This window comes from Nitrospirota bacterium (genome assembly GCA_016214845.1).
Lineage (GTDB): Bacteria > Nitrospirota > Thermodesulfovibrionia > UBA6902 > UBA6902 > SURF-23.
In genome coordinates this window covers 20274-38810 of record JACRMS010000001.1, presented here as the reverse complement: position 1 = coordinate 38810, position 18537 = coordinate 20274, and the positions used below count along the sequence as shown (strand labels likewise).

At 45.8% G+C, this 18537-nt stretch carries 15 protein-coding genes; 10 read left to right on the top strand and 5 right to left on the bottom strand.

What is annotated here, in order from left to right:
• Positions 1 to 15 precede the first annotated feature (15 nt).
• Together HZB61_00155 and HZB61_00150 are read left to right on the top strand one after the other, a co-directional pair.
• A complete protein-coding gene (locus HZB61_00155; protein MBI5055016.1) occupies positions 16 to 393 on the top strand; it encodes a helix-turn-helix domain-containing protein in 378 nt (125 codons plus the stop codon).
• Entirely contained in the window at positions 359 to 829 is a 471-nt protein-coding gene (locus HZB61_00150; protein MBI5055015.1) for a hypothetical protein, read from the top strand. Before HZB61_00155 ends, HZB61_00150 begins: the two co-directional genes overlap by 35 nt.
• Positions 830 to 1057: 228 nt before the next feature.
• Here HZB61_00150 and xth read toward each other — a convergent pair whose 3' ends face one another.
• On the bottom strand, positions 1058 to 1840 hold the full coding sequence (gene xth / locus HZB61_00145) for an exodeoxyribonuclease III (GenBank protein ID MBI5055014.1): 783 nt from the start codon (positions 1838 to 1840) through the stop codon (positions 1058 to 1060).
• Positions 1841 to 2053: 213 nt separating this feature from the next.
• On the opposite strand from xth, the gene HZB61_00140 reads away from it, so the two are divergent.
• Together HZB61_00140 and HZB61_00135 are read left to right on the top strand one after the other, a co-directional pair.
• Positions 2054 to 2908, top strand: coding sequence for a substrate-binding domain-containing protein (locus HZB61_00140; protein ID MBI5055013.1), 855 nt, complete (start codon positions 2054 to 2056; stop codon positions 2906 to 2908).
• 2 nt (positions 2909 to 2910) lie between these two features.
• A complete protein-coding gene (locus HZB61_00135) occupies positions 2911 to 4905 on the top strand; it encodes a PAS domain S-box protein (GenBank protein MBI5055012.1) in 1995 nt (664 codons plus the stop codon).
• On the opposite strand, the gene HZB61_00130 is transcribed toward HZB61_00135, so the two are convergent.
• Entirely contained in the window at positions 4841 to 6829 is a 1989-nt protein-coding gene (locus HZB61_00130) for an ATP-dependent helicase (GenBank protein MBI5055011.1), read from the bottom strand. The two genes, HZB61_00135 and HZB61_00130, sit on opposite strands and share 65 nt — an antisense overlap.
• Before the next feature lie 154 nt (positions 6830 to 6983).
• Between HZB61_00130 and HZB61_00125 the strand changes: the two genes are divergently transcribed.
• Together HZB61_00125 and cysC are read left to right on the top strand one after the other, a co-directional pair.
• A complete protein-coding gene (locus HZB61_00125; GenBank protein MBI5055010.1) occupies positions 6984 to 7682 on the top strand; it encodes a sulfotransferase domain-containing protein in 699 nt (232 codons plus the stop codon).
• Positions 7683 to 7710: 28 nt separating this feature from the next.
• Complete coding sequence (cysC, locus tag HZB61_00120) at positions 7711 to 8358, top strand: adenylyl-sulfate kinase (GenBank protein ID MBI5055009.1); 648 nt, start codon at positions 7711 to 7713, stop codon at positions 8356 to 8358.
• 119 nt (positions 8359 to 8477) lie between these two features.
• Here the strand turns inward: cysC and nrfD are convergent, their stop codons facing one another.
• The 3 genes from nrfD to HZB61_00105 are packed head-to-tail and all read right to left on the bottom strand — an operon-like array spanning position 8478 to position 11325.
• Positions 8478 to 9698 carry a polysulfide reductase NrfD gene (nrfD, locus tag HZB61_00115; protein MBI5055008.1) on the bottom strand — a complete coding sequence of 407 codons (1221 nt, stop codon included), beginning with the start codon at positions 9696 to 9698 and terminating at the stop codon, positions 8478 to 8480.
• 32 nt (positions 9699 to 9730) lie between these two features.
• A complete protein-coding gene (locus tag HZB61_00110) occupies positions 9731 to 10672 on the bottom strand; it encodes a 4Fe-4S dicluster domain-containing protein (GenBank protein MBI5055007.1) in 942 nt (313 codons plus the stop codon).
• A 20-nt stretch (positions 10673 to 10692) separates the two neighbouring features.
• Positions 10693 to 11325: a hypothetical protein gene (locus tag HZB61_00105; GenBank protein MBI5055006.1), complete on the bottom strand. Its 633-nt coding sequence runs from the start codon at positions 11323 to 11325 to the stop codon at positions 10693 to 10695.
• 209 nt (positions 11326 to 11534) lie between these two features.
• Between HZB61_00105 and polA the strand changes: the two genes are divergently transcribed.
• The 4 genes from polA to hflX all read left to right on the top strand — a co-directional run bounded on the left by polA (position 11535) and on the right by hflX (position 18528).
• Positions 11535 to 14186, top strand: coding sequence for a DNA polymerase I (polA, locus tag HZB61_00100; protein ID MBI5055005.1), 2652 nt, complete (start codon positions 11535 to 11537; stop codon positions 14184 to 14186).
• A 197-nt stretch (positions 14187 to 14383) separates the two neighbouring features.
• Entirely contained in the window at positions 14384 to 15217 is an 834-nt protein-coding gene (locus HZB61_00095; protein ID MBI5055004.1) for a Bro-N domain-containing protein, read from the top strand.
• A 454-nt stretch (positions 15218 to 15671) separates the two neighbouring features.
• Positions 15672 to 16754: a Fic family protein gene (locus tag HZB61_00090; GenBank protein ID MBI5055003.1), complete on the top strand. Its 1083-nt coding sequence runs from the start codon at positions 15672 to 15674 to the stop codon at positions 16752 to 16754.
• A 265-nt stretch (positions 16755 to 17019) separates the two neighbouring features.
• A complete protein-coding gene (gene hflX / locus HZB61_00085) occupies positions 17020 to 18528 on the top strand; it encodes a GTPase HflX (GenBank protein ID MBI5055002.1) in 1509 nt (502 codons plus the stop codon).
• The last annotated feature ends 9 nt before the right edge of the window (positions 18529 to 18537 follow it).

Sequence of the window (18537 nt, the reverse complement as noted above, 5' to 3'; positions counted from 1 at the left end):
TACACTATATTTACCATGAGAATATCACTCGAAATAATTAAAGACAAGTGTCGTCAGCAGAATATTACGCTCTCTGAACTGCTTAAGCAGGCAGGGGTAAGCCGCAATGTCTTTTATACATTAGCGCGTAAGGAATATGTCTTGCCTAAATCTATCAGAGCTATTGCGAAGAGCCTGAATATGTCTCCTTCAGAATTTCTTACCGAAGATAATCAAGAGATGGAAAAGATGAAACTTTTACTAAATAAAGTAGATGAGATAGCCAGGAAATACAAAAATATTGACCGGGACAATATCAGACACACGTTATTATTAATGCGCGAACCGCCAATTGAACGTTTAAGGAGGGCCTTGACCCGTGGTCAAAAACAACCTCATATTCAACAAAAATGAAATCCGTTTTCTACGGGAATTAGTTCGCCACAAGGTTGATTTCATGATTATCGGCCTATCAGCGGCCGCTTTACAAGGCGCACCGGTTGTTACTCAAGATATTGATCTTTGGTTTGCGGATTTGGCCAACCCTCAGTTAACTAAAGCCTTAAAAAAAGTTAAGTCCATTTATATCCCTCCTATTGGAAACAACGCTCCTATGTTCGCTGGAGACGACGTAAAGCTTTTTGACATTGTAACTCATGTGCATGGTTTAGGCGAATATGCCGAAATCAAAAAACAGGCAATAAAAATATCTCTGGATAATTTTAAAGTGTCGGTACTGCCGCTTGAGTTGATTATTAAAAGCAAACAGGCGGCTGGCCGTTCAAAAGATAAACTCGTGCTGCCTGTGCTAAAAGATGTGTTAAAGACAATTAAATCAGAAAAGCAATAAATCCGGGTCCCGCCAAATATCTCACAAAAAAAGAAGACCGTTGCCGTCTATGCCACAATCAAAAAGTTGATATGCAACTGCAGGTGCTCAACGATTTTATTAAACGCTCCCGGCACTGGTTGCCTTAAACATAAAAATAGGCTCTTGGGCAATGGGCGCCTTATTTTATTTGTGAAAATTCGTGTTGATTCGTGGCTAAATAATATCCTTTCTTTCCGTGCAGCAGATTTAACTTTCTATCTTGAATTCAGCCGCGATGGGCGTATGGTCAGACGGCTTTTCCAGTAGTCTCGGGGCCATATCGATCCACGCGCGGACTGACTTTTCAGCAAGAGGGCGTGTGGCCCAGATGTGGTCTACGCGCCAGCCTGTTTTTCTTTTTATCGCGTTCTTTGCGCGGTAATCGTAAAAAGTGTACTGCCCCGCATCGGGCTGATGCATCCTGAAGACATCAACAAAGCCCCACTGCATGATCTTCTTCAGGGCCGCATGTTCATCGGGATGAAAGCCTATTTCTCCGAGCAAGCGCTTTGGGTCATGAACATCGATGGCCTCAGGCGCGACATTGAAATCCCCAACCCAGACGAGAGGCTTGTCAGGTTTGAAATTTCTATTAAAGTACTCATGCAGCCTCTGAAACCATTCAAGCTTTTCTTTGAATTTCATAGAAAGAGGATGGAACCCCTGCGGGACGTAAGTATTGACCACAGGAATATTATTGATAGTGACCGTGATCAGGCGGGTGCCGTCAGAGCCGTTTTTATCAAAGCCTGCCCGGATATTTTCAGGCGTCTCTTTACTGATGACGGCAACTCCGTTGTAGGATTTCTCTCCCCGGAACACGGCGTGATAACCTGTCTCTTTAAATGCTGTCAAGGGAAAATCAGCATCAGTCGCCTTAGTTTCCTGAAGGCAGAGAACATCCGGCGATTCCTTCTTCAGCCAGTCAATAACAATGTTCAACCTGGCCCTGATCGAATTAACGTTGAAACTCGCGACCTTCATAATCATAGCTCAGCCTTTGATTTTATAACATGAATGGTTGCTGCAATGAAAGGCTGTGGAAGAATTTCTATAATCGACAACAAAACAGGAACTGGTAGTTAGTAGACAGTAGATATGGGACCCCAACTACTTACTGCTATCTATTGACTACCTTTTCAAGGTGTCGTATAGAAATTCCCGTCCTTTGCCATTTTATTAAAAATGAGGTACATTTAATTTATGTCGACGCATTGTAGTGTGAAACATTTTGTGCGGAATTTTATAGCCGCGCTTGTAATTTCAGTTCTGATACACATCCAGCCTGCATACGCGGAAGAGGTCCTGAAAATAGGGGGCACCGGCAACGCCCTTGGTCCAATGAAGCTTCTTGCCGCTGCCTTTGAGAAATCCCATCCTGACGTCAAGGTCGAGGTCATGCCCAGCCTGGGCAGCACCGGCGGTATCAAGGCAGTCAGTAAGGGTGCAGTAGATATAGGCCTCAGCTCCAGGCTTTTGCTGGATAATGAGGATTCAAAAAACCTATCTATAATCAAATATGCCATGACCCCGCTTTTGCTCATTTCTAATCCGGACGTAACGGTCACAGGCTTGAACACCGATGACATTCTTAAGATATACCGGGGGGATTTCAATCAATGGCCTGATGGAAAACAGGTGCGGCTGGTGCTTCGCCCCGCCGGTGAATCCGACACACTTGCCATAAAAGGGATGTCCCCGGAAATGAGCAAAGCTGTTGACGCCGCCTTGTCCCGCCCGGGCATGTTGATCGCCCTGACCGACCAGGACTGCGCCGATCTGGTTGAACGTGTCTCCGGTTCAGTCGGTTTCTCTACTTTAGCGCAAATCATTTCTGAGAAACGCCGCGTAAAAATTCTTCCCTACGAGGGCATACTCCCAAGCGTAAAATCACTTGCGGACGGCAGGTATCCGCTTTCCAAGTCATTATACCTGGTGGTCAAACCGGGGCCTCCCGGGCGCGTCCGGGAATTTATTGCTTTTATCTTTTCAGATGAAGGCAGAAGGATATTGGAAGAATCCGGCCATTTGGTATTGCCGGGTAATCCTGACAACTAATTGTGAAGACCGCAAAATTGACCCGCATCATTACCTGGCTGTCAACCGCGCTTATGTTTAGCGGGACCGTTATTTTCCCCCTCGGATATTTTCTTATTACATATCAAAATACATCAGGAAGTCTTGAGACCGAGGCCGAGATCAAGGCGAACACAATTACGCAGATCATCAGCTCTAATCCCCTGATGTGGGAATTCGAACAAATGAGGATCGAAGAGCTTATAGCGCAGCAAAAGAAAGGGGCACTCCCTGAGTCAAGGTTTGTATACAACACGCGAAATGAACTGATCGTCAAAAATGAGGTCCCGCTGAAGTCTCCGGTCATTATGAAAAGCGCAAAACTTTTTGACTCCGGGAAAGTCGTGGGACGGATTGAGATTGTCCGTTCCCTGTATCCTGTTGTGATGCGCGCCGGGATCATAACGGCAATAGTTTTGCCTGTATGGCTCGGAGGGTTTTTATTTCTGCGTATCACCTTTCTCCGGGCCATTCGCAGCTCTGAGGTGGCGCTAAGGGCGTCAGAAAAGAAATACCGGGGAATTGTCGAGTCCGCAAATGACGCGATATTCACTTTGGATCCGGACTTCAATTTTATTGATGTGAACAAAAAGGCTGTTGAGATATTCGGTTATTCAAAAGAGGAATTTCTGAGAATGAAAATCCTTGATGTAATCAGCCCGGACCAGGTCCCCGCGCTAAAGGAAAAGTTTGGAGAGTTAAGCAGCAGGGGCTCTTATAAAAACTTTACCGGGAAGATGCGTGCAAAAGACGGAAGCTGGCTGGATATAGAGATCAACTCGTCCGCGATCTTTGAGAATGGAAAAGTGACCGGCTCAACGGACATAGTAAGAAACATCACCGAACGCATGCAAATGGAAGAGGCGCTGAAGAAAAGCGAGGAGCGTTACGCGGAGGCCGCCGGGGTTGCGCATCTGGGCCATTGGGAGAGAGACCTTGTCAATCTAAAGGGGTTCTGGTCCAAAGAAATGTACAGCATTTTCGGGGTTGACCCTGAGAGCTTTGAACCTACCGTGGACAACTTTCTTGCCCTTGTTCATCCTGATGACAGGCAGAAGTTAAAGGACACGATTTTTTCCACAGCGTCATGCAATTGGCCTTTAAGCCTTGAATACAGGATCATTCGTTCTGACGGAGAAGAGAGGTTTGTCCGCGCCAGAATGCTGACTATATGTAACGATAAGGGAGAGAGTACAAGGTTGATCGGCACGGTCCAGGATGTCACGGAGCACAAGCGTATCGAGGAAGCGCTTCAAAGGGTGGAGCAGATGAAACTGATCGGTGAATGGGCCACGGGACTGTCCGAGGGTATCAAGAATTCTCTGGCAGGCATCAAAACATCTATTGAATTGCTCAATAAAGAATATGACATTTCGGAAGAGGACAGAATTATTTTATCAAAGTCGATAGATGAGGTGGCGAGGATAGAGCTGACAATAAACAGCCTCCTGAAATTCGTCACCCAGTCCGAGCCTCAGTTAATGACCGTAAATATTAATGACCTCCTTGATAAGACCATTGAGTTTTCTCTAAAACATGCCTGCCCCTCCTCAAGGGCAGTAGAAGTAAAGATCATAAAAGGATTTGACGGCATGGTGCCGGAAATAATGGCAGACCCTTTTCAATTGCAGCAGGCTTTTTTAAACCTGATAATAAATGCCGTGGACGCAATGCCAACGGGCGGGGAATTGGTCTTCAGAACATTTTATCAGCCGGATACGCATTCCATTGAGGTAACCGTCTCCGATACAGGAACAGGGATTGCCGGTAAAATGAAGGACCGGATATTTAAGCCGTTTTTTACGACAAAGTCTAAAGGGACCGGACTTGGATTAGCGGTCACGAAAAAGCTTATTGAGCAGCATCACGGCGAGATCCATCTTGAAAAAACGTCTGACAGGGGGACGACTTTTTCTATCCGGCTTCCTGTCCCTCTATCTCCCACTTCTCGTAAGTCCTCTCCGGCAGCTCCTGGATAAACTGAGAGGGCCTTTTTATAATGGAGCCGCCCTGCCATCTGTCATCCATGACAGGATAGCAGAGATAGAGTTCGTCCTTTGCCCTTGTGACGGCAACGTAAAAAACCCTCCTCTCCTCTTCCTCCCCCTGAAGGCTGCCCATGGATTTTGAAGTTGGAAAACTGCCGTCCGCAAGCCCGATCATAAATACCCTGGACCACTCCAGCCCCTTTGCGCGGTGAATGGTAGAGAGGACAATCGATTCAGATTCTTCTTCCGGCTCGACTACATCTTCTGCCTGAACACTTGTCAGCAGGGCAAGGTCGCTCAGAAATTCTCTTGTGGATTGAAAGTGCCCGGAGTAATTTGACAGTTGCTCGATGTCCTCCAGCCTGTCTTCGTAGTTTTCATAATTGCTTTGCAGGTAGGCAATGTAACCACTCTCAAGTATCTCCCTTATTGCCTCTGCGGGGTGGTTTAAAACGGTTTCGTCTTTTAACGTCTCAAGGCTTGTTTTATATGTCTTCCAGTTGTCCTTTGCCCTGCGTGAAAGCATCTTTGTGATGTCCTCCGACACTGCCGTCTCAAAGGGATGTTCCGAGGCCCTGATGAATTCCCAGACCTTTTTTGCGGTCACGTTTCCTATACCGGGGATGAGCTTCAAAATCCTGGTCCAGGAAATCTCATCCATCGGATTTAAGGCGGCCCTCAGGTATGAGATGATGTCTTTTATGTGCGCCTGTTCAAAGAACCTCATGCCCGACCGCACCTCGTACGGTATCCTTCTCCTTGTCAGCTCCATCTGTAATTCCATGGACTGATAATGCGAACGGTAGAGGACCGCAATGTCTTTCAGCGGCACGCCTTCGTCAATGAGGTCGAGTATCCGCTGCGATACAAACTCCGCTTCCTGCGATAAATTTTGAAGAGGCACGAGCGCGGGCAGGGCGCCCCTTCTCTGGACCGAATCCAGTGACTTCGGGAATTGCCTCCTGTTGCAGGAGATGCTCTCATTTGCAAGGGCCAGGATTTCTTCGGTGCTCCTGTAGTTTGTGGTGAGTTTGAAGATCTTTGCGTCGGGATATCTCTCCGGGAAGTTTATTATGTTATCAAAGCACGCGCCCCTGAAAGAATAAATGGACTGGGCGTCATCCCCGACCACCATGAGGTTTCTGTGTTTTGATGCCATAAGGTCGACTATCTCCGCCTGGATTTTATTTGTGTCCTGATATTCATCCACAAGGATGTAGAGAAACCTGTCTGAAAGTTTTTCTTTTATCGCCGGGGCCTCAACTAAGATCTTTTTCCAGTAATAAAGCAGGTCGTCAAAGTCCACGAGGCTCATGGCCTTCTTCTTTTTAACATACAGCTCACTCACCTTCTCTATCTCTTGCGCGAAAACGAGAAGGTACGAGAAGTCATTCTCAATTACATCGGCAATCGTCCTTTCAGAGCCTGTTGCGCGATTAATGACCTCAAGGATTATCTTTCCCTTTGGAAACATCTTGTCCGCCCTCAGGTTAAGCTCGGCTACACAGGAGTCTATGAGGTCTTTCGTGTCTTCACTGTCAAGGATTGTGAAATTGGTGTTCAGCCCGACCTCATCGCCATATTGCCGGAGGATAATATTGCCGGTGTGATGAAACGTACCGCCCCATACCTTTCTTGCCTCTCCCTTTATCAGAAGCTCCACCCTGTGGAGCATTTCACGCGCCGCCCGGTTGGTAAAGGTAAGAAGCATTATTCTTGAAGGGGGTATGCCTTTTTCCATAAGATATGCTACCTTATAAGTAACAACCCTTGTCTTTCCCGAGCCAGCTCCGGCAATGACAAGAGACGGGCCGTGGCCGGACGTTACCGCGTTGAGCTGTTCAGAATTGAGATACGATGAATAATCTATTGAAGGTTTAAAAGCGGAAGATGTCTTGATTTCGTATTTCTTCATTTAAGTTGCACAGCTTCAGTATAAAAGAAGGTTAAATCAGAGTCAAACCGGCATTAAACTTTCCGGCAGTTTCTGCCGTTATATTATAAACAGGAGGGTTCAGGTTTTTGACTGAGCTCTGTTTTTTTAAATGTAAATAACGAGGAGACAGCTAATGGCCAATGTTCCATCAAATGGATGTAATCCCGGTGACACTATAATTGTAGTTTCCGGGCTCCCACGTTCAGGCACTTCAATGATGATGAAAATGCTGGACGCGTGTAAGATGCCTTTATTGATTGATAATATCAGGAAGCCCGACGAGGACAATCCGAAAGGATATTATGAGTTTGAGAAGGTGAAGGACTTAGAGAAAGATAACTCGTGGCTTGATCTCGCGCGCGGCAAGGTGGTCAAAATAGTTTCGCCCTTATTGCGGTATCTGAATATGGATAAAAAATTCAGATACAGGATCATATTTATGCTGAGAAGCATTGACGAGATCCTGGCTTCGCAGAAAAAAATGGCCGCGAGGCTTCAGCAGAAGGAAGACAATATTGATGACAATGTCTTAAGGCAAAACTATTCGGTCCATCTTGAAGAAGTAAAGAAATGGATGGGGCAGCAGGAGAACATGGAAGTGCTCTATGTGAATTATTCAGATGCGATAGATGACCCTGTTGCTGCAGCTGAAAATATCGGCAGCTTTCTTGGAACAAAACTGAATATGCAGGATATGACAAAAGTCGTGGATAGTTCTTTATACAGGAACCGGGCGCAGCAATCCGATGAGACAGCTCAATTTGCAGCCTCTGAAGAAACTGAAGATCCGGAGATAATCAAGGCACGTTTGAGGGACCTGGGTTACTTGTAAGATTTTATTTTTAATAAGGAGAAAAATTATGGACTCAAAAAAACCAAAGAGTGATGTCTACTGGGTGGCATTCGAGATTTCAAAAGCGGACAGGAGGAAACTCAAAGGGCACGCCTCAGTTGTTATATGGCTGACAGGGCTTCCAGCCTCCGGCAAGACATCAATTGCCCGTGAGCTTGAAAAACGGCTGCACGAAATGGGTGCGCATACATATGTCCTTGACGGCGACAATATGCGTCACGGACTTAATAGGGACCTCGGTTTTTCAAAGGAAGACAGGCAGGAAAATATCCGCAGGATTGCGGAGGTGGCAAAACTCTTTGTTGATGCAGGCATAATCACCATCTGTGCCTTTGTTTCGCCGTTTAAGGAAGACCGGGAGACCGCCAGGAGCCTTGTTGAAGCAAATGAATTTATAGAGGTCTTTGTAAATTGTCCGGTAAGCGTTTGTATTGAAAGAGACCCCAAGTCGCTTTACAAGAAAGCGCTTTCAGGACAGATAAAGTCCTTTACAGGCGTGAACGATCCTTATGAAGTGCCTGATTGCCCGGATATTGTGGTTGAGACTAACAGGTTGACCTTATCGGAGACTGTTGACACAATTGTTAAGCACTTGAATGACAAGGGACTGATTGAGGAGTTGAAATGCAACGCCTGTTCAGATAATTCAGATTAAGAGTTGCTTATAATTTAGTGTTGATCCATATGCCGCCGGGATGATTCCGGCGGCATTTTTATTAATAAAAAAGGCAGGAGGCTGTTGCCTCCTGCCATCGCTGATAAAAAAATTGTTTATTAGTGTTCGTGTGAAGCTGCGCCGGCGTGGCCGATTTCGCCTGTCTTTATTGCTATTGTAACTTTTGCGAATACGGTAAAAATCAAAAGCCCGATCGCCCAGACGGCAAGGGAGATCACAAGCTCAAGCGAATTAGGCATGTAATCGTATATTTCGCCCAACGTATCAGGGGCAAAACCAGGGAAGACCAGCCCTATGCCCTTTTCGATATAAACCCCTATGAAGATCAGCACGCATGCAATGTTAAGCGTTGTGAAATTCTTCCTTAAAGACGGCATCAGTAAAATCAAAAAGGCGATTGAATTAAATATTACCGCGGTCCATATCCAGGGAACAAGATGATCATGCCCGTGAAGTCCATAAAAGAGATAATTCATCGGGGCAAGATGAGCAGTGGCGGAATAACGCTCCTTGAATATTTCAGCTATGAGGAAAAAGAGGTTAAAGGCCATCGCCCATGTAATCAATTCCCCGACCTTGAAAAGCGCCTCATCTTTGATGTTCAATTTGGTGTTTTTCCTGACTATCTGGAAAATAAGAAGCATAAAAGCAGGCCCTGAACAGAATGCTGAGGCTATAAATCTTGGCGCCAATACCGCTGCGTTCCAGAAAGGCCTCGCCGGAAGTCCGAGATATAAAAATGCAGTAACTGTATGGATACTGATCGCGGCAGGGATGGATAATACAATGAACGGCCAGATAAATTTCGTTTTATATTCCTGACCCTGATAGATTTTTGAAAGTGCGTAGACTACAAGGAATAAATTCAGGGCCAAGTAACCGTTTAATACGACAACGTCCCAGGTCAGAATAGATTGCGGAAAATTAAAGATGCCGAGACCGGGGATAAGATGCCAGAACCTTTCAGGGCTGCCCATGTCAAGCAGGATGAACATGAGGCACATTGAGACCGCGGCGACCGCCATGCATTCGCCGATAAGCACGATGTCGCCGATAGGCTTGTATTTATATATATAGTAAGGAATGACAAGCACAACGGCTGCGGCGGCAACACCGACAAGGAACGTGAAGTTGGCAATGTACCAGCCCCAGGAAACCTGGTCCCTCATGTTAGTTGCGATAAGACCCTGAGTTGCCTGTATATAATATAGACCAATCCCGAGTGCCGCAAATAATGACAGAACTCCTACCCAGGTCTTGTAAGCTTTGCTGCCTTTGAATATGGTTCTTGCAATTCCGTTTATTGTATCCACTGGCATAGTAATATCTCCCTTTATGAAAAGTATTTCTTTTAACTTTTGACCGGCATACCCATGCTGAAAAAGTAAAAGAATTTGGGGTTGGTATCAAGCTCCTCTTTCAGTCTGAACACTTTCAGGTTTTCAAGTATATAGCGTATCTCGCTTTTCGGATCTAAAAGATTGCCGAACTTTCTCGCGCCGACCGGGCACGCCTCAACACAGGCCGTGTATCTGCCCTCTCTGGACCTTTGAATACAGAATGTGCATTTGCCGACCACGCCTTTGTACTGAGGCCTGTTGCCGAGATAATGCATGTTGGGATTAATTTCCTCGTTGGGCACGTACGGTTTGCCCCAGTTAAAGTTCCTCGCGCCGTACGGACAGGCAGCCATGCAGAACCTGCAGCCGATACACCAATTGTAATCCACCACCACTATCCCGTCCGGCTCCTGCCAGGTGGCCTGAACAGGACATACCTTTACGCAAGGCGGGTTTTTGCACTGCTGGCACTGAACAGGGACATAAAATTTCCCCTTTTCAGGGACTTGTTCTGGTTCATAATAGCGGTTTGATTCTTCAAGTATCTGCCACTTTGGGTTTTCTTTCTCAAACTCCAATACCTTTATCCATTGGATCTGGGGATTTCTGGAGAGATTGTTTTCATTAACGCATCCGTATACACATCTTCTGCAGCCGACACACCGCGAGAGGTCGAGGGCGTAGCCGTATAAAACATTGTCCATTGGAGGGGTCGCTTTTACATTGATCTGCTTGCCGTATTTAAATGATAATTCCTCTTCAGTCTTTTTGAGGATGCCCTTTAATTCTTCAGGGGTCAGCCGTTTAAAATGCTGCCTTAAATATTCTTCAACAACATAGGCGTCAGCGTTTTTTACTGGTAAAGCAAGTGCAGCAGCGCCAGCTGCAAGACCGGCAAGAAGTTTCCGCCTTGTTATCAGGCTATTGTTTTTTTCTTTTGTATCTTCTGACATTGCTCCGCCTCCAATATATTTTAGTGAGCAGCCTTGCTCTCAGCAGCAACGCTCTCGGTCGTATCCGTTAATCTCACACTCAGGGGTTTTCTCGGCGCCGGCATCGGCTTTATAGGCTGAAACGGCGGATTGTGCGGATTGTGACACTGGGTGCAGTGCATCCACTGCTTGTCGCCATTCCACATGCCGGTCCTTTTGCCGTGTACGCCCATCTTCCATTCACGATAGATCCTCTTATGGCACTGCTCACAAACTTTATAATATTCCTTGAACTCGACAAGCTTGCCGTTTAAGAGCTGAAACATATTTCTGCTTTTTGCGCTGTGGCAATCAAGACACCACCTGTTTTCAGAGTCGTGGTTCAGGAACTTACCCGGGGTTTCATCGTGCGGCGGCCCTAATTCGCGTTTTTGAGAATTTGTCTCCCAGCTTGCGTCATGACAGTCTGCGCATGGGAATATGTTTAATTCATTCATGGGGGCAAGATATTTGGCTATCTCTTCGACAGGCGTGTCAAAGGGGACCTCTTCTTTAATAGCAGGCTCGCCATGTACCGGGGCTTCTTCGTGAACAGCGATTGCGTAATGAGGAAGAGATGCTATGCAGAAACACACTGCAATGAGCAGGGAGAGCATAAAGATGGAGCGTTTCATATTTTATACTCCTTCAATAAATTTAGTATTAAAAGAAAAGTGATTTAAGACTGCTACTCAGGGTTAAAAGTATAAGAGAAAAAATTGCAGGAGTCAAAACAAAAAATATTATCCAAATATAATTATCGCTTATTAAAAAAAGTCTCCGCTCAGCGATTGCACCGGGGCTTTAATTGCATTAATGTAACACATTTGATACTCTTAAATCCATGCCAACCCTCTACCTCATTGACGGCAATTCTTACTTCTACCGCGCATTCTACGCTATCAGAAATCTGTCCAATTCAAGCGGCTTTCCCACCAACGCGATTTACGGTTTCACCAACATGATATTAAAGATATTGAGAGAGAAAAACCCTGATTATTTTGCGATAGTATTTGACACGCCGCACCCGACCACGAGACACGCAGCATACGAGGCGTACAAAGCACACCGTCCGGGAATGCCGGATGAACTCAGGCAGCAGGTCCCGTTGATCAAGGAGATAATCGATGCTTTTAATATTCTGACGATTGAAAAGCCCGGTTACGAGGCCGATGACATATTGGGCGTTCTTGCAAAAGAGGCAGAGGCGGAAGGGCTTGATGTCTTTATCGTCACGGGAGACAAGGACATGTGTCAGGTGGTAAGCCCGAAGATCAAATTGTATGACACCATGAAGGAGAAGATCACTGAGGAGAAAGACGTCCTTGAACGCTTTGGCGTTGAGCCGTCCCGCTTTCCTGAGATCATCGCCCTCATGGGAGACACGTCAGACAATATTCCAGGCGCCCCCGGCATCGGAGAAAAAACCGCTGTAAAGCTTTTGCAGGAATTCGGCAGCCTCGACAACCTCCTGCAAAACCGTTCCAAAATCAAAAACGCCAAGGCGCAAAAAGCCGTGTCTGACAATATTGAGAACATTAAGCTCAGCAAAGAGCTCGCAACGATCCATCCTGACGTTCCTCTTGATGTAAAGGTCAAAGACCTGAAACCCGGTGAACCGGAATGGGCAAAGTTAATGGAGTATTTCCGCAGGTTCGAGTTCAGCAGTCTGATAAAGCTCGTTCCGGAGACATCCGCTGATGATAAAACGGAATATATCACTGTCCTTGATAAAAACACCCTTGAAGACGCTCTCTCATTAATAAAAGATGAGGTAACAATTGATACCGAGACGACCTCCAAGTCGCCGGTTACAGCGGAGCTTGTCGGCATATCTTTTTCTATACATCCTGAGAAAGCTTTTTACGTCCCGCTGGCCCATTCATATCTTGGCGTGCCGGAACAACTATCTAAAGAATATGTGTTAGGGAAGTTGAAACCGATTCTTGAAAGCCCTGAGATTAAAAAGACCGGTCACAACATTAAATACGACTTCATCATTTTGAAAAATGAGGGAATGAATTTACAGGGAATTAACTTTGACACCATGCTCGCCTCTTATCTTTTGAATCCAAACAAGACAAATCATGGACTCGAAGACGTCTGCATGGAATATCTCGGCATCAAAAAACTTTTATTTAATGATGTCACCGATAAAGGCAAACTTAATTTCAGGGAAGTCTCAGTAGAAAGCGCAGCAAAATACTCAGGCGAAGACTCTGCTGTTACTTTGAAATTGAAAAGCCATCTTGGGCCGAAGATTGAAATAGAGGGCCTTGCAAAATTATTTCATGAGATAGAAATGCCTTTGGTTGAAGTCCTTGCTGACATGGAAATGGCTGGCGTGAAGATCGATGTCCCCTTGATGGATACCTTTTCCAGAAAACTGACGCAGGAGCTTGCGAGCATTGAAAAGAGGATTTATTTTATCGCGGGCGAAGAATTCAATATCAACTCGCCGAAGCAGCTTCAGGAGATTCTGTTTGAAAAGCTCGGCCTGCGGACCCTTAGAAAAACCAAGACAGGATATTCAACAGACATTGATGTGCTTGAGCAGCTTGCGCTTGAGCATGAACTTCCTAAAGAGATCATTGAATACCGAGGATTGTCAAAGCTCCAGAACACATACGTTGACGCGCTTCCGAAGCTGGTAAATCCAAAGACAGGCAGGCTCCACACATCATTCAATCAGACAATTACCGCAACCGGAAGGCTGAGCAGCTCTGACCCGAACCTCCAGAACATCCCGATCAGGGGTGAATGGGGCACAAAGATACGGGAGGCCTTTATAGCAGAAGAGGGTTTCCTGCTTCTTTCTTCCGACTACTCGCAGATAGAGCTTCGCGTGCTTGCGCATTTGAGCCGGGACAAAGGCTTTATCGAGGTCTTTCAGCATGACGGCGACATTCACACAAGGACCGCGATAGAACTATTCGGTTGTTCAGCCAATGAGGTTACAGTTGAAATGAGAAGGCGCGCAAAGACAGTGAACTTCGGCATTGTCTACGGTATCAGCCCGTTCGGATTGAGCAAGCAGCTTGGGATCCCGCCGGATGAATCAAGGGATTACATAGATACCTTCTTTGCAAAACACGGCGGTGTCAAAGAGTATATGGACAAAACAATCGGGCAGGCAACCGGGACGGGATTCGTTGCGACAATGTTCAATAGGAAAAGGGCGATACCGGAACTCAAGAGCTCAAACAAAAATACAAGACAGCTTGGCGAGAGGCTTGCAATCAACACCCCGGTGCAAGGCTCCGCCGCTGATATAATTAAAATATCGATGCTGAACATTTGGCGGAGATTGAAAAAGGAAAATCTCAAAACAAGGATGCTCCTTCAGGTCCATGATGAATTATTATTTGAAGTACCGGAAGGCGAGAAAGATATAATCATGCCGCTCGTTAAAGAAGAAATGGAAAACGCAGTCAAGCTCGACGTCCCCATTAAAGTAGACATCGGTATCGGGAAAAACTGGGCCGGGGCGCACTGAGATGGTAGCCGGTAGTTAGTAGAAAGCATAGAAAAACAGGGGTCGTCATTCCCGTGCCTAAAGCACCTGTTGTTGGCATGTCGTAAGCGGGAATCTATGTTAATTCCCTTTAAGTTTAAGCCAAATTTATTATCAGGCAATTCTGCTTATATTGTATAATTGAACATCCAAGTATAATTTCAAAGGAGGGGGGACATATGGAAGAAAACAAGCTAACTATCTTTGAAGGGAAAAGGATCAGAAAAACCATCCATAACAATGAGTGGTGGTTTTCGATCATTGATGTTATCGAGGTTTTAACTGACAGCAGTATTCCCAAGCGATACTGGAGCGATCTTAAAAGAAAGCTTGTTAATGAGGGGTTTAACGAAACGTACGAAAAAATCGTACACTTGAAAATGGCTGCTCCTGACGGCAAGATGCGCCTAACCGATTGCGCCAATACCGAAACCATGTTTCGTGTCATCCAGTCAATTCCTTCTCCAAGAGTTGAACCGTTGAAACGCTGGCTGGCAAAAGTTGGAAAGGAAAGGATTGACGAGATCGAAGACCCTCAACTGGCAATGGAGAGGATGAAGGAGCTTTATGAGAAAAAGGGTTATCCCAAAGACTGGATTGACAAAAGGCTGCGCGGGATCGCTGTTCGCCAGGGCCTTACAGGAGAGTGGAACAACAGGGGAGTCCAGACGGAAAGGGAATTCGCAATCCTGACTAATGAGATCATGCAGGGGACATTTGATCTTAAGGTTGAGGAATACAAGAAGCTCAAGAACCTTGAAAGAGAAAACCTGCGGGACCACATGAACGACATCGAACTTATTCTTACGATGCTTGCCGAGGCTACTACAACAAAACTGACGAGGGACAGAGACTCAAAGGGTTTTGTCCCGCTGAAAAAAGATGCTAAGGACGGCGGGGCGGTAGCGGGCAGGACCAGGAAAGATATTGAGAAACGCTCAGGCAAAAAAGTTGTTTCAAGTGAGAATTTCAAGGAATTAAGTGTGAGCGAGAAAAGAAGGATTAAGGGGTAGAAGGAATATTTATATGGTGCAAACACTAAATCGAGAGGCTTCAGAAGCTTATCAAAGCCGAGCTTTAAACTTTTATCACTTTTAAAGTAAAATTGTCGGAAATCAAAACTCTTTGAGAAATTGAGGATGTTCTTGAAGAACTTGAAGGTCTTCCCTTTGGCAAGTTGGACGAAATTAAAAGTGGACAACAACCGGCAAAGGTTGATTTAGCTTTATCGGGTTATACATAAAGCAACTCCAATTTTTGAAAGGAAGAAATTATCTTTCATCTACCCCAATGGATTAAAAGAAAAATTGATACTGAATAAGCATCTATGAAATTACTATGTCATACAAAATAGAAGAAGGAATAAAATAACGGTAATGGAAAAAGGCCGCAATATCCGGCACCCTCAAACGAGTTGGCGATTAAAACGCAACCTCGTCATTGAGGAAAGAGGGCGGGAATTAAACAATGCCGTTTAATCCGAAATTCACAATAACACCCAAGATCAACAAGGCCCTTGTTGAAATCGAGCGCGTTCGCGGTTTTCTTGACGCGGTCAAGCTCAAGGACGAATGGATTGCCGACATGCAGAAAGAAGCCCTTATCCTTGAGTCCCACCATTCCACTCATATCGAGGGCACGGCATTAAGCCTTGAACAGGCCCAAAACATTCTTGAAGGCAAAAAGCTTAAGGGCATTAATCGTGACGATGAAAAGGAGCTTTTGAATTATAAAAAAGCTATGGATTTCATATCGAAATATCTTGGAAAGGAAGACCCGATTACCGAAGGCATTATCAGGGAGCTTCACAAGGTTACGGTCAAAGGCGTGCGCGGCGAGAAGGCGGACCCCGGCAATTATCGAACGATTCAAAACTACGTTGCCAACTCCAGAACCCGCGAGATCATTTATACGCCTCCCTCACCTCTTGAAGTACCGCATCTAATGCGGAAATTTGTAAATTGGCTCAACGGGGCAGAAGAACTTCCTTCCGTTCTTCTTGCAGGAATCGCGCAATTTCAGTTTGTCCATATTCATCCGTTCATTGACGGCAACGGAAGAACTGCGAGACTTCTGTCCACTCTTGTTCTCTACAAAACGGGGTACGACTTCAAACGGCTGTTCAGCATTTCCGAATATTACGACAAAGACAGGCCGGCCTACTATAAGGCCATTCAGTCGGTCAGCAACAATGATATGGACATGACCGGCTGGCTTGAATATTTTGTGACCGGCTTGCGCTCACAGATGACGGAAATTCAGGAAAAGGGTAAAAGGGTCATCATTTCTGAAAAAGTTCTTAAAGAGTTTGCCGCTTATGGTTTGAATCCGAGGCAGGACAAAATCATTAGATATTTAGTCATTAATGATCAAATTGATAATGAGCAATGCCAGTCTCTTTGCAATAGCATAAAAAGAACGTCAACGCGTGACTTGACCGGTCTCGTTGAAAAAAAGCTGCTGGTAAAACAGGGTGAAAAGAAGGGCACGCATTATCTGCTTTCTCCAGCAATTTCAGAAAAGATAAGGGACATTAAGGGACATGGTTAAGGGACAAATACAATATGATTATCTCGGTTGGCTAATAAGAAACCAGCAGGGACACTTCCTGTATTAAAAAGTGAATTAAAGAGATAATACCCCCATTCTCCCCTTTTGTTATAATTACAAATAAAACTTTATCACGGAGGTCATCATCCCATCTGTTCACGGTAACATCTCAGGCTTAAAGGGAAGCGAGATCAAGGCGCTTGAGAAAATCTACAGGAGGCGTATTCCAAAAGACAAGGCGCTGACTGCTGAGCTCGCAAGGTACATGGCTGAATGGTCTGACGCGATTGGGCGGCAGATCGGGGTGCTTGCTGACAGGGACGGAGATATACATCATGTGATCGTGGGTGATGCAAGGGGGATATTTATTCCCGAACTTGAAAATCATCCCCTCGGCAGAAAGGTCCTCCGCGGCCTCAGGCTGATCCATACACACCTTAAGAGCGAGGCGATAAATCAGGATGACATTACAGACCTTTCACTCCTGAGGCTTGACGCTCTTATCGTCATTGGATTAAAGGACGGACAGCCTGACAATGTTTCACTTGCTCATCTTTTCTCAACCGATGCAAAAACATCATATGAAATAAAAGGGCCTTTCCCTTTTCAAAGGATCGAGACCGCCTTTGAAGACTTTGATGTGATGGTCTCGGCAACCGAGGACAGCCTGCAATCCCAGAGAAAAGGGTTTGATGTAAAAGACAAGCGTGAGCGCGCGATCCTTGTAAGCGTATCAACAGGGCCGAGGCACGCGCAGGAAGAATCAATGGAAGAACTGAAGGAGCTTGCGGATTCAAGCAATGTCGTTGTCCTCGACACCGTGCTACAGAAACCGAAGGAGATCAACCCTAAGTTTCTCATGGGCCAGGGAAAGATAAAAGACCTGGTGATAAATGCATTGAATAAGGGCGCAACGCTGTTGATCTTTGATCAGGACCTGAATCCTTCACAAATTAAAGCGATAGGTGATCTGACGGAGCTGAAGGTCATTGACCGTTCACAGCTCATCCTCGATATTTTTGCCCGGCGCGCGCACAGCAGGGACGGAAAGGTGCAGGTCGAGCTTGCGCAATTGAGCTACAGGCTTCCGAGGCTTACCGGTAAAGGGACCGCGATGTCCCGCTTAATGGGCGGCATCGGCGGAAGAGGCCCTGGTGAAATGAAGCTTGAAGTTGACAGAAGAAGGGTAAGAGACAGGATAACCCTGCTTGAAAAACAGCTTGAATCCCTGAGCCGCGCAAGGCAGCAGAGGAAGTCGCGCAGGGTTGAGCTTGGGCTTCCGATAATTTCAATTATCGGTTATACAAATGCAGGGAAATCAACGCTGCTCAACAACCTCACAAAAAGCGCGACGTTTGTTGAAGACAAGATGTTTGCGACACTCGACACATCAAGCAGGAGGCTCAGGTTCCCAAAAGAAAGAGACGTGATCATCACCGATACTGTCGGTTTCATCCGGGACCTGCCGAAGGACCTGTTCTCTGCTTTCCGGTCCACCCTTGAAGAACTTGAAGACGCGGACCTGCTTCTTCATGTTGTTGACGTATCGAACCCTCGCTTTGAACAGCACATGAAATCCGTGGACAAGATACTCAGCGATCTGGGTGTTTCACAAAAACCGCAGTTGCTGGCCTTCAACAAAGAGGACCTGGTGAACAGGGAAGTAGTCGAAAATGTTTGCAAACGGTTCGGCGGTATTTCCATCTCAGCCAAAAAACCGGAAACATTTCACAAGCTCATGGCTGCGATAGAGAATAAACTCTGGCCGCTGTAAAGCACTTCC

Excerpts from the sequence above, each read along its gene's own strand:
- HZB61_00130 (MBI5055011.1), bottom strand. The coding sequence starts at position 6,829 with ATGAAGAAATACGAAATCAAGACATCTTCCGCTTTTAAACCTTCAATA.
- HZB61_00125 (MBI5055010.1), top strand. The coding sequence starts at position 6,984 with ATGGCCAATGTTCCATCAAATGGATGTAATCCCGGTGACACTATAATT.
- xth (MBI5055014.1), bottom strand. The coding sequence starts at position 1,840 with ATGATTATGAAGGTCGCGAGTTTCAACGTTAATTCGATCAGGGCCAGG.
- HZB61_00140 (MBI5055013.1), top strand. The coding sequence starts at position 2,054 with ATGTCGACGCATTGTAGTGTGAAACATTTTGTGCGGAATTTTATAGCC.
- nrfD (MBI5055008.1), bottom strand. The coding sequence starts at position 9,698 with ATGCCAGTGGATACAATAAACGGAATTGCAAGAACCATATTCAAAGGC.
- HZB61_00155 (MBI5055016.1), top strand. The coding sequence starts at position 16 with ATGAGAATATCACTCGAAATAATTAAAGACAAGTGTCGTCAGCAGAAT.
- cysC (MBI5055009.1), top strand. The coding sequence starts at position 7,711 with ATGGACTCAAAAAAACCAAAGAGTGATGTCTACTGGGTGGCATTCGAG.
- HZB61_00095 (MBI5055004.1), top strand. The coding sequence starts at position 14,384 with ATGGAAGAAAACAAGCTAACTATCTTTGAAGGGAAAAGGATCAGAAAA.
- polA (MBI5055005.1), top strand. The coding sequence starts at position 11,535 with ATGCCAACCCTCTACCTCATTGACGGCAATTCTTACTTCTACCGCGCA.
- HZB61_00110 (MBI5055007.1), bottom strand. The coding sequence starts at position 10,672 with ATGTCAGAAGATACAAAAGAAAAAAACAATAGCCTGATAACAAGGCGG.
- hflX (MBI5055002.1), top strand. The coding sequence starts at position 17,020 with ATGGCTGAATGGTCTGACGCGATTGGGCGGCAGATCGGGGTGCTTGCT.
- HZB61_00105 (MBI5055006.1), bottom strand. The coding sequence starts at position 11,325 with ATGAAACGCTCCATCTTTATGCTCTCCCTGCTCATTGCAGTGTGTTTC.
- HZB61_00090 (MBI5055003.1), top strand. The coding sequence starts at position 15,672 with ATGCCGTTTAATCCGAAATTCACAATAACACCCAAGATCAACAAGGCC.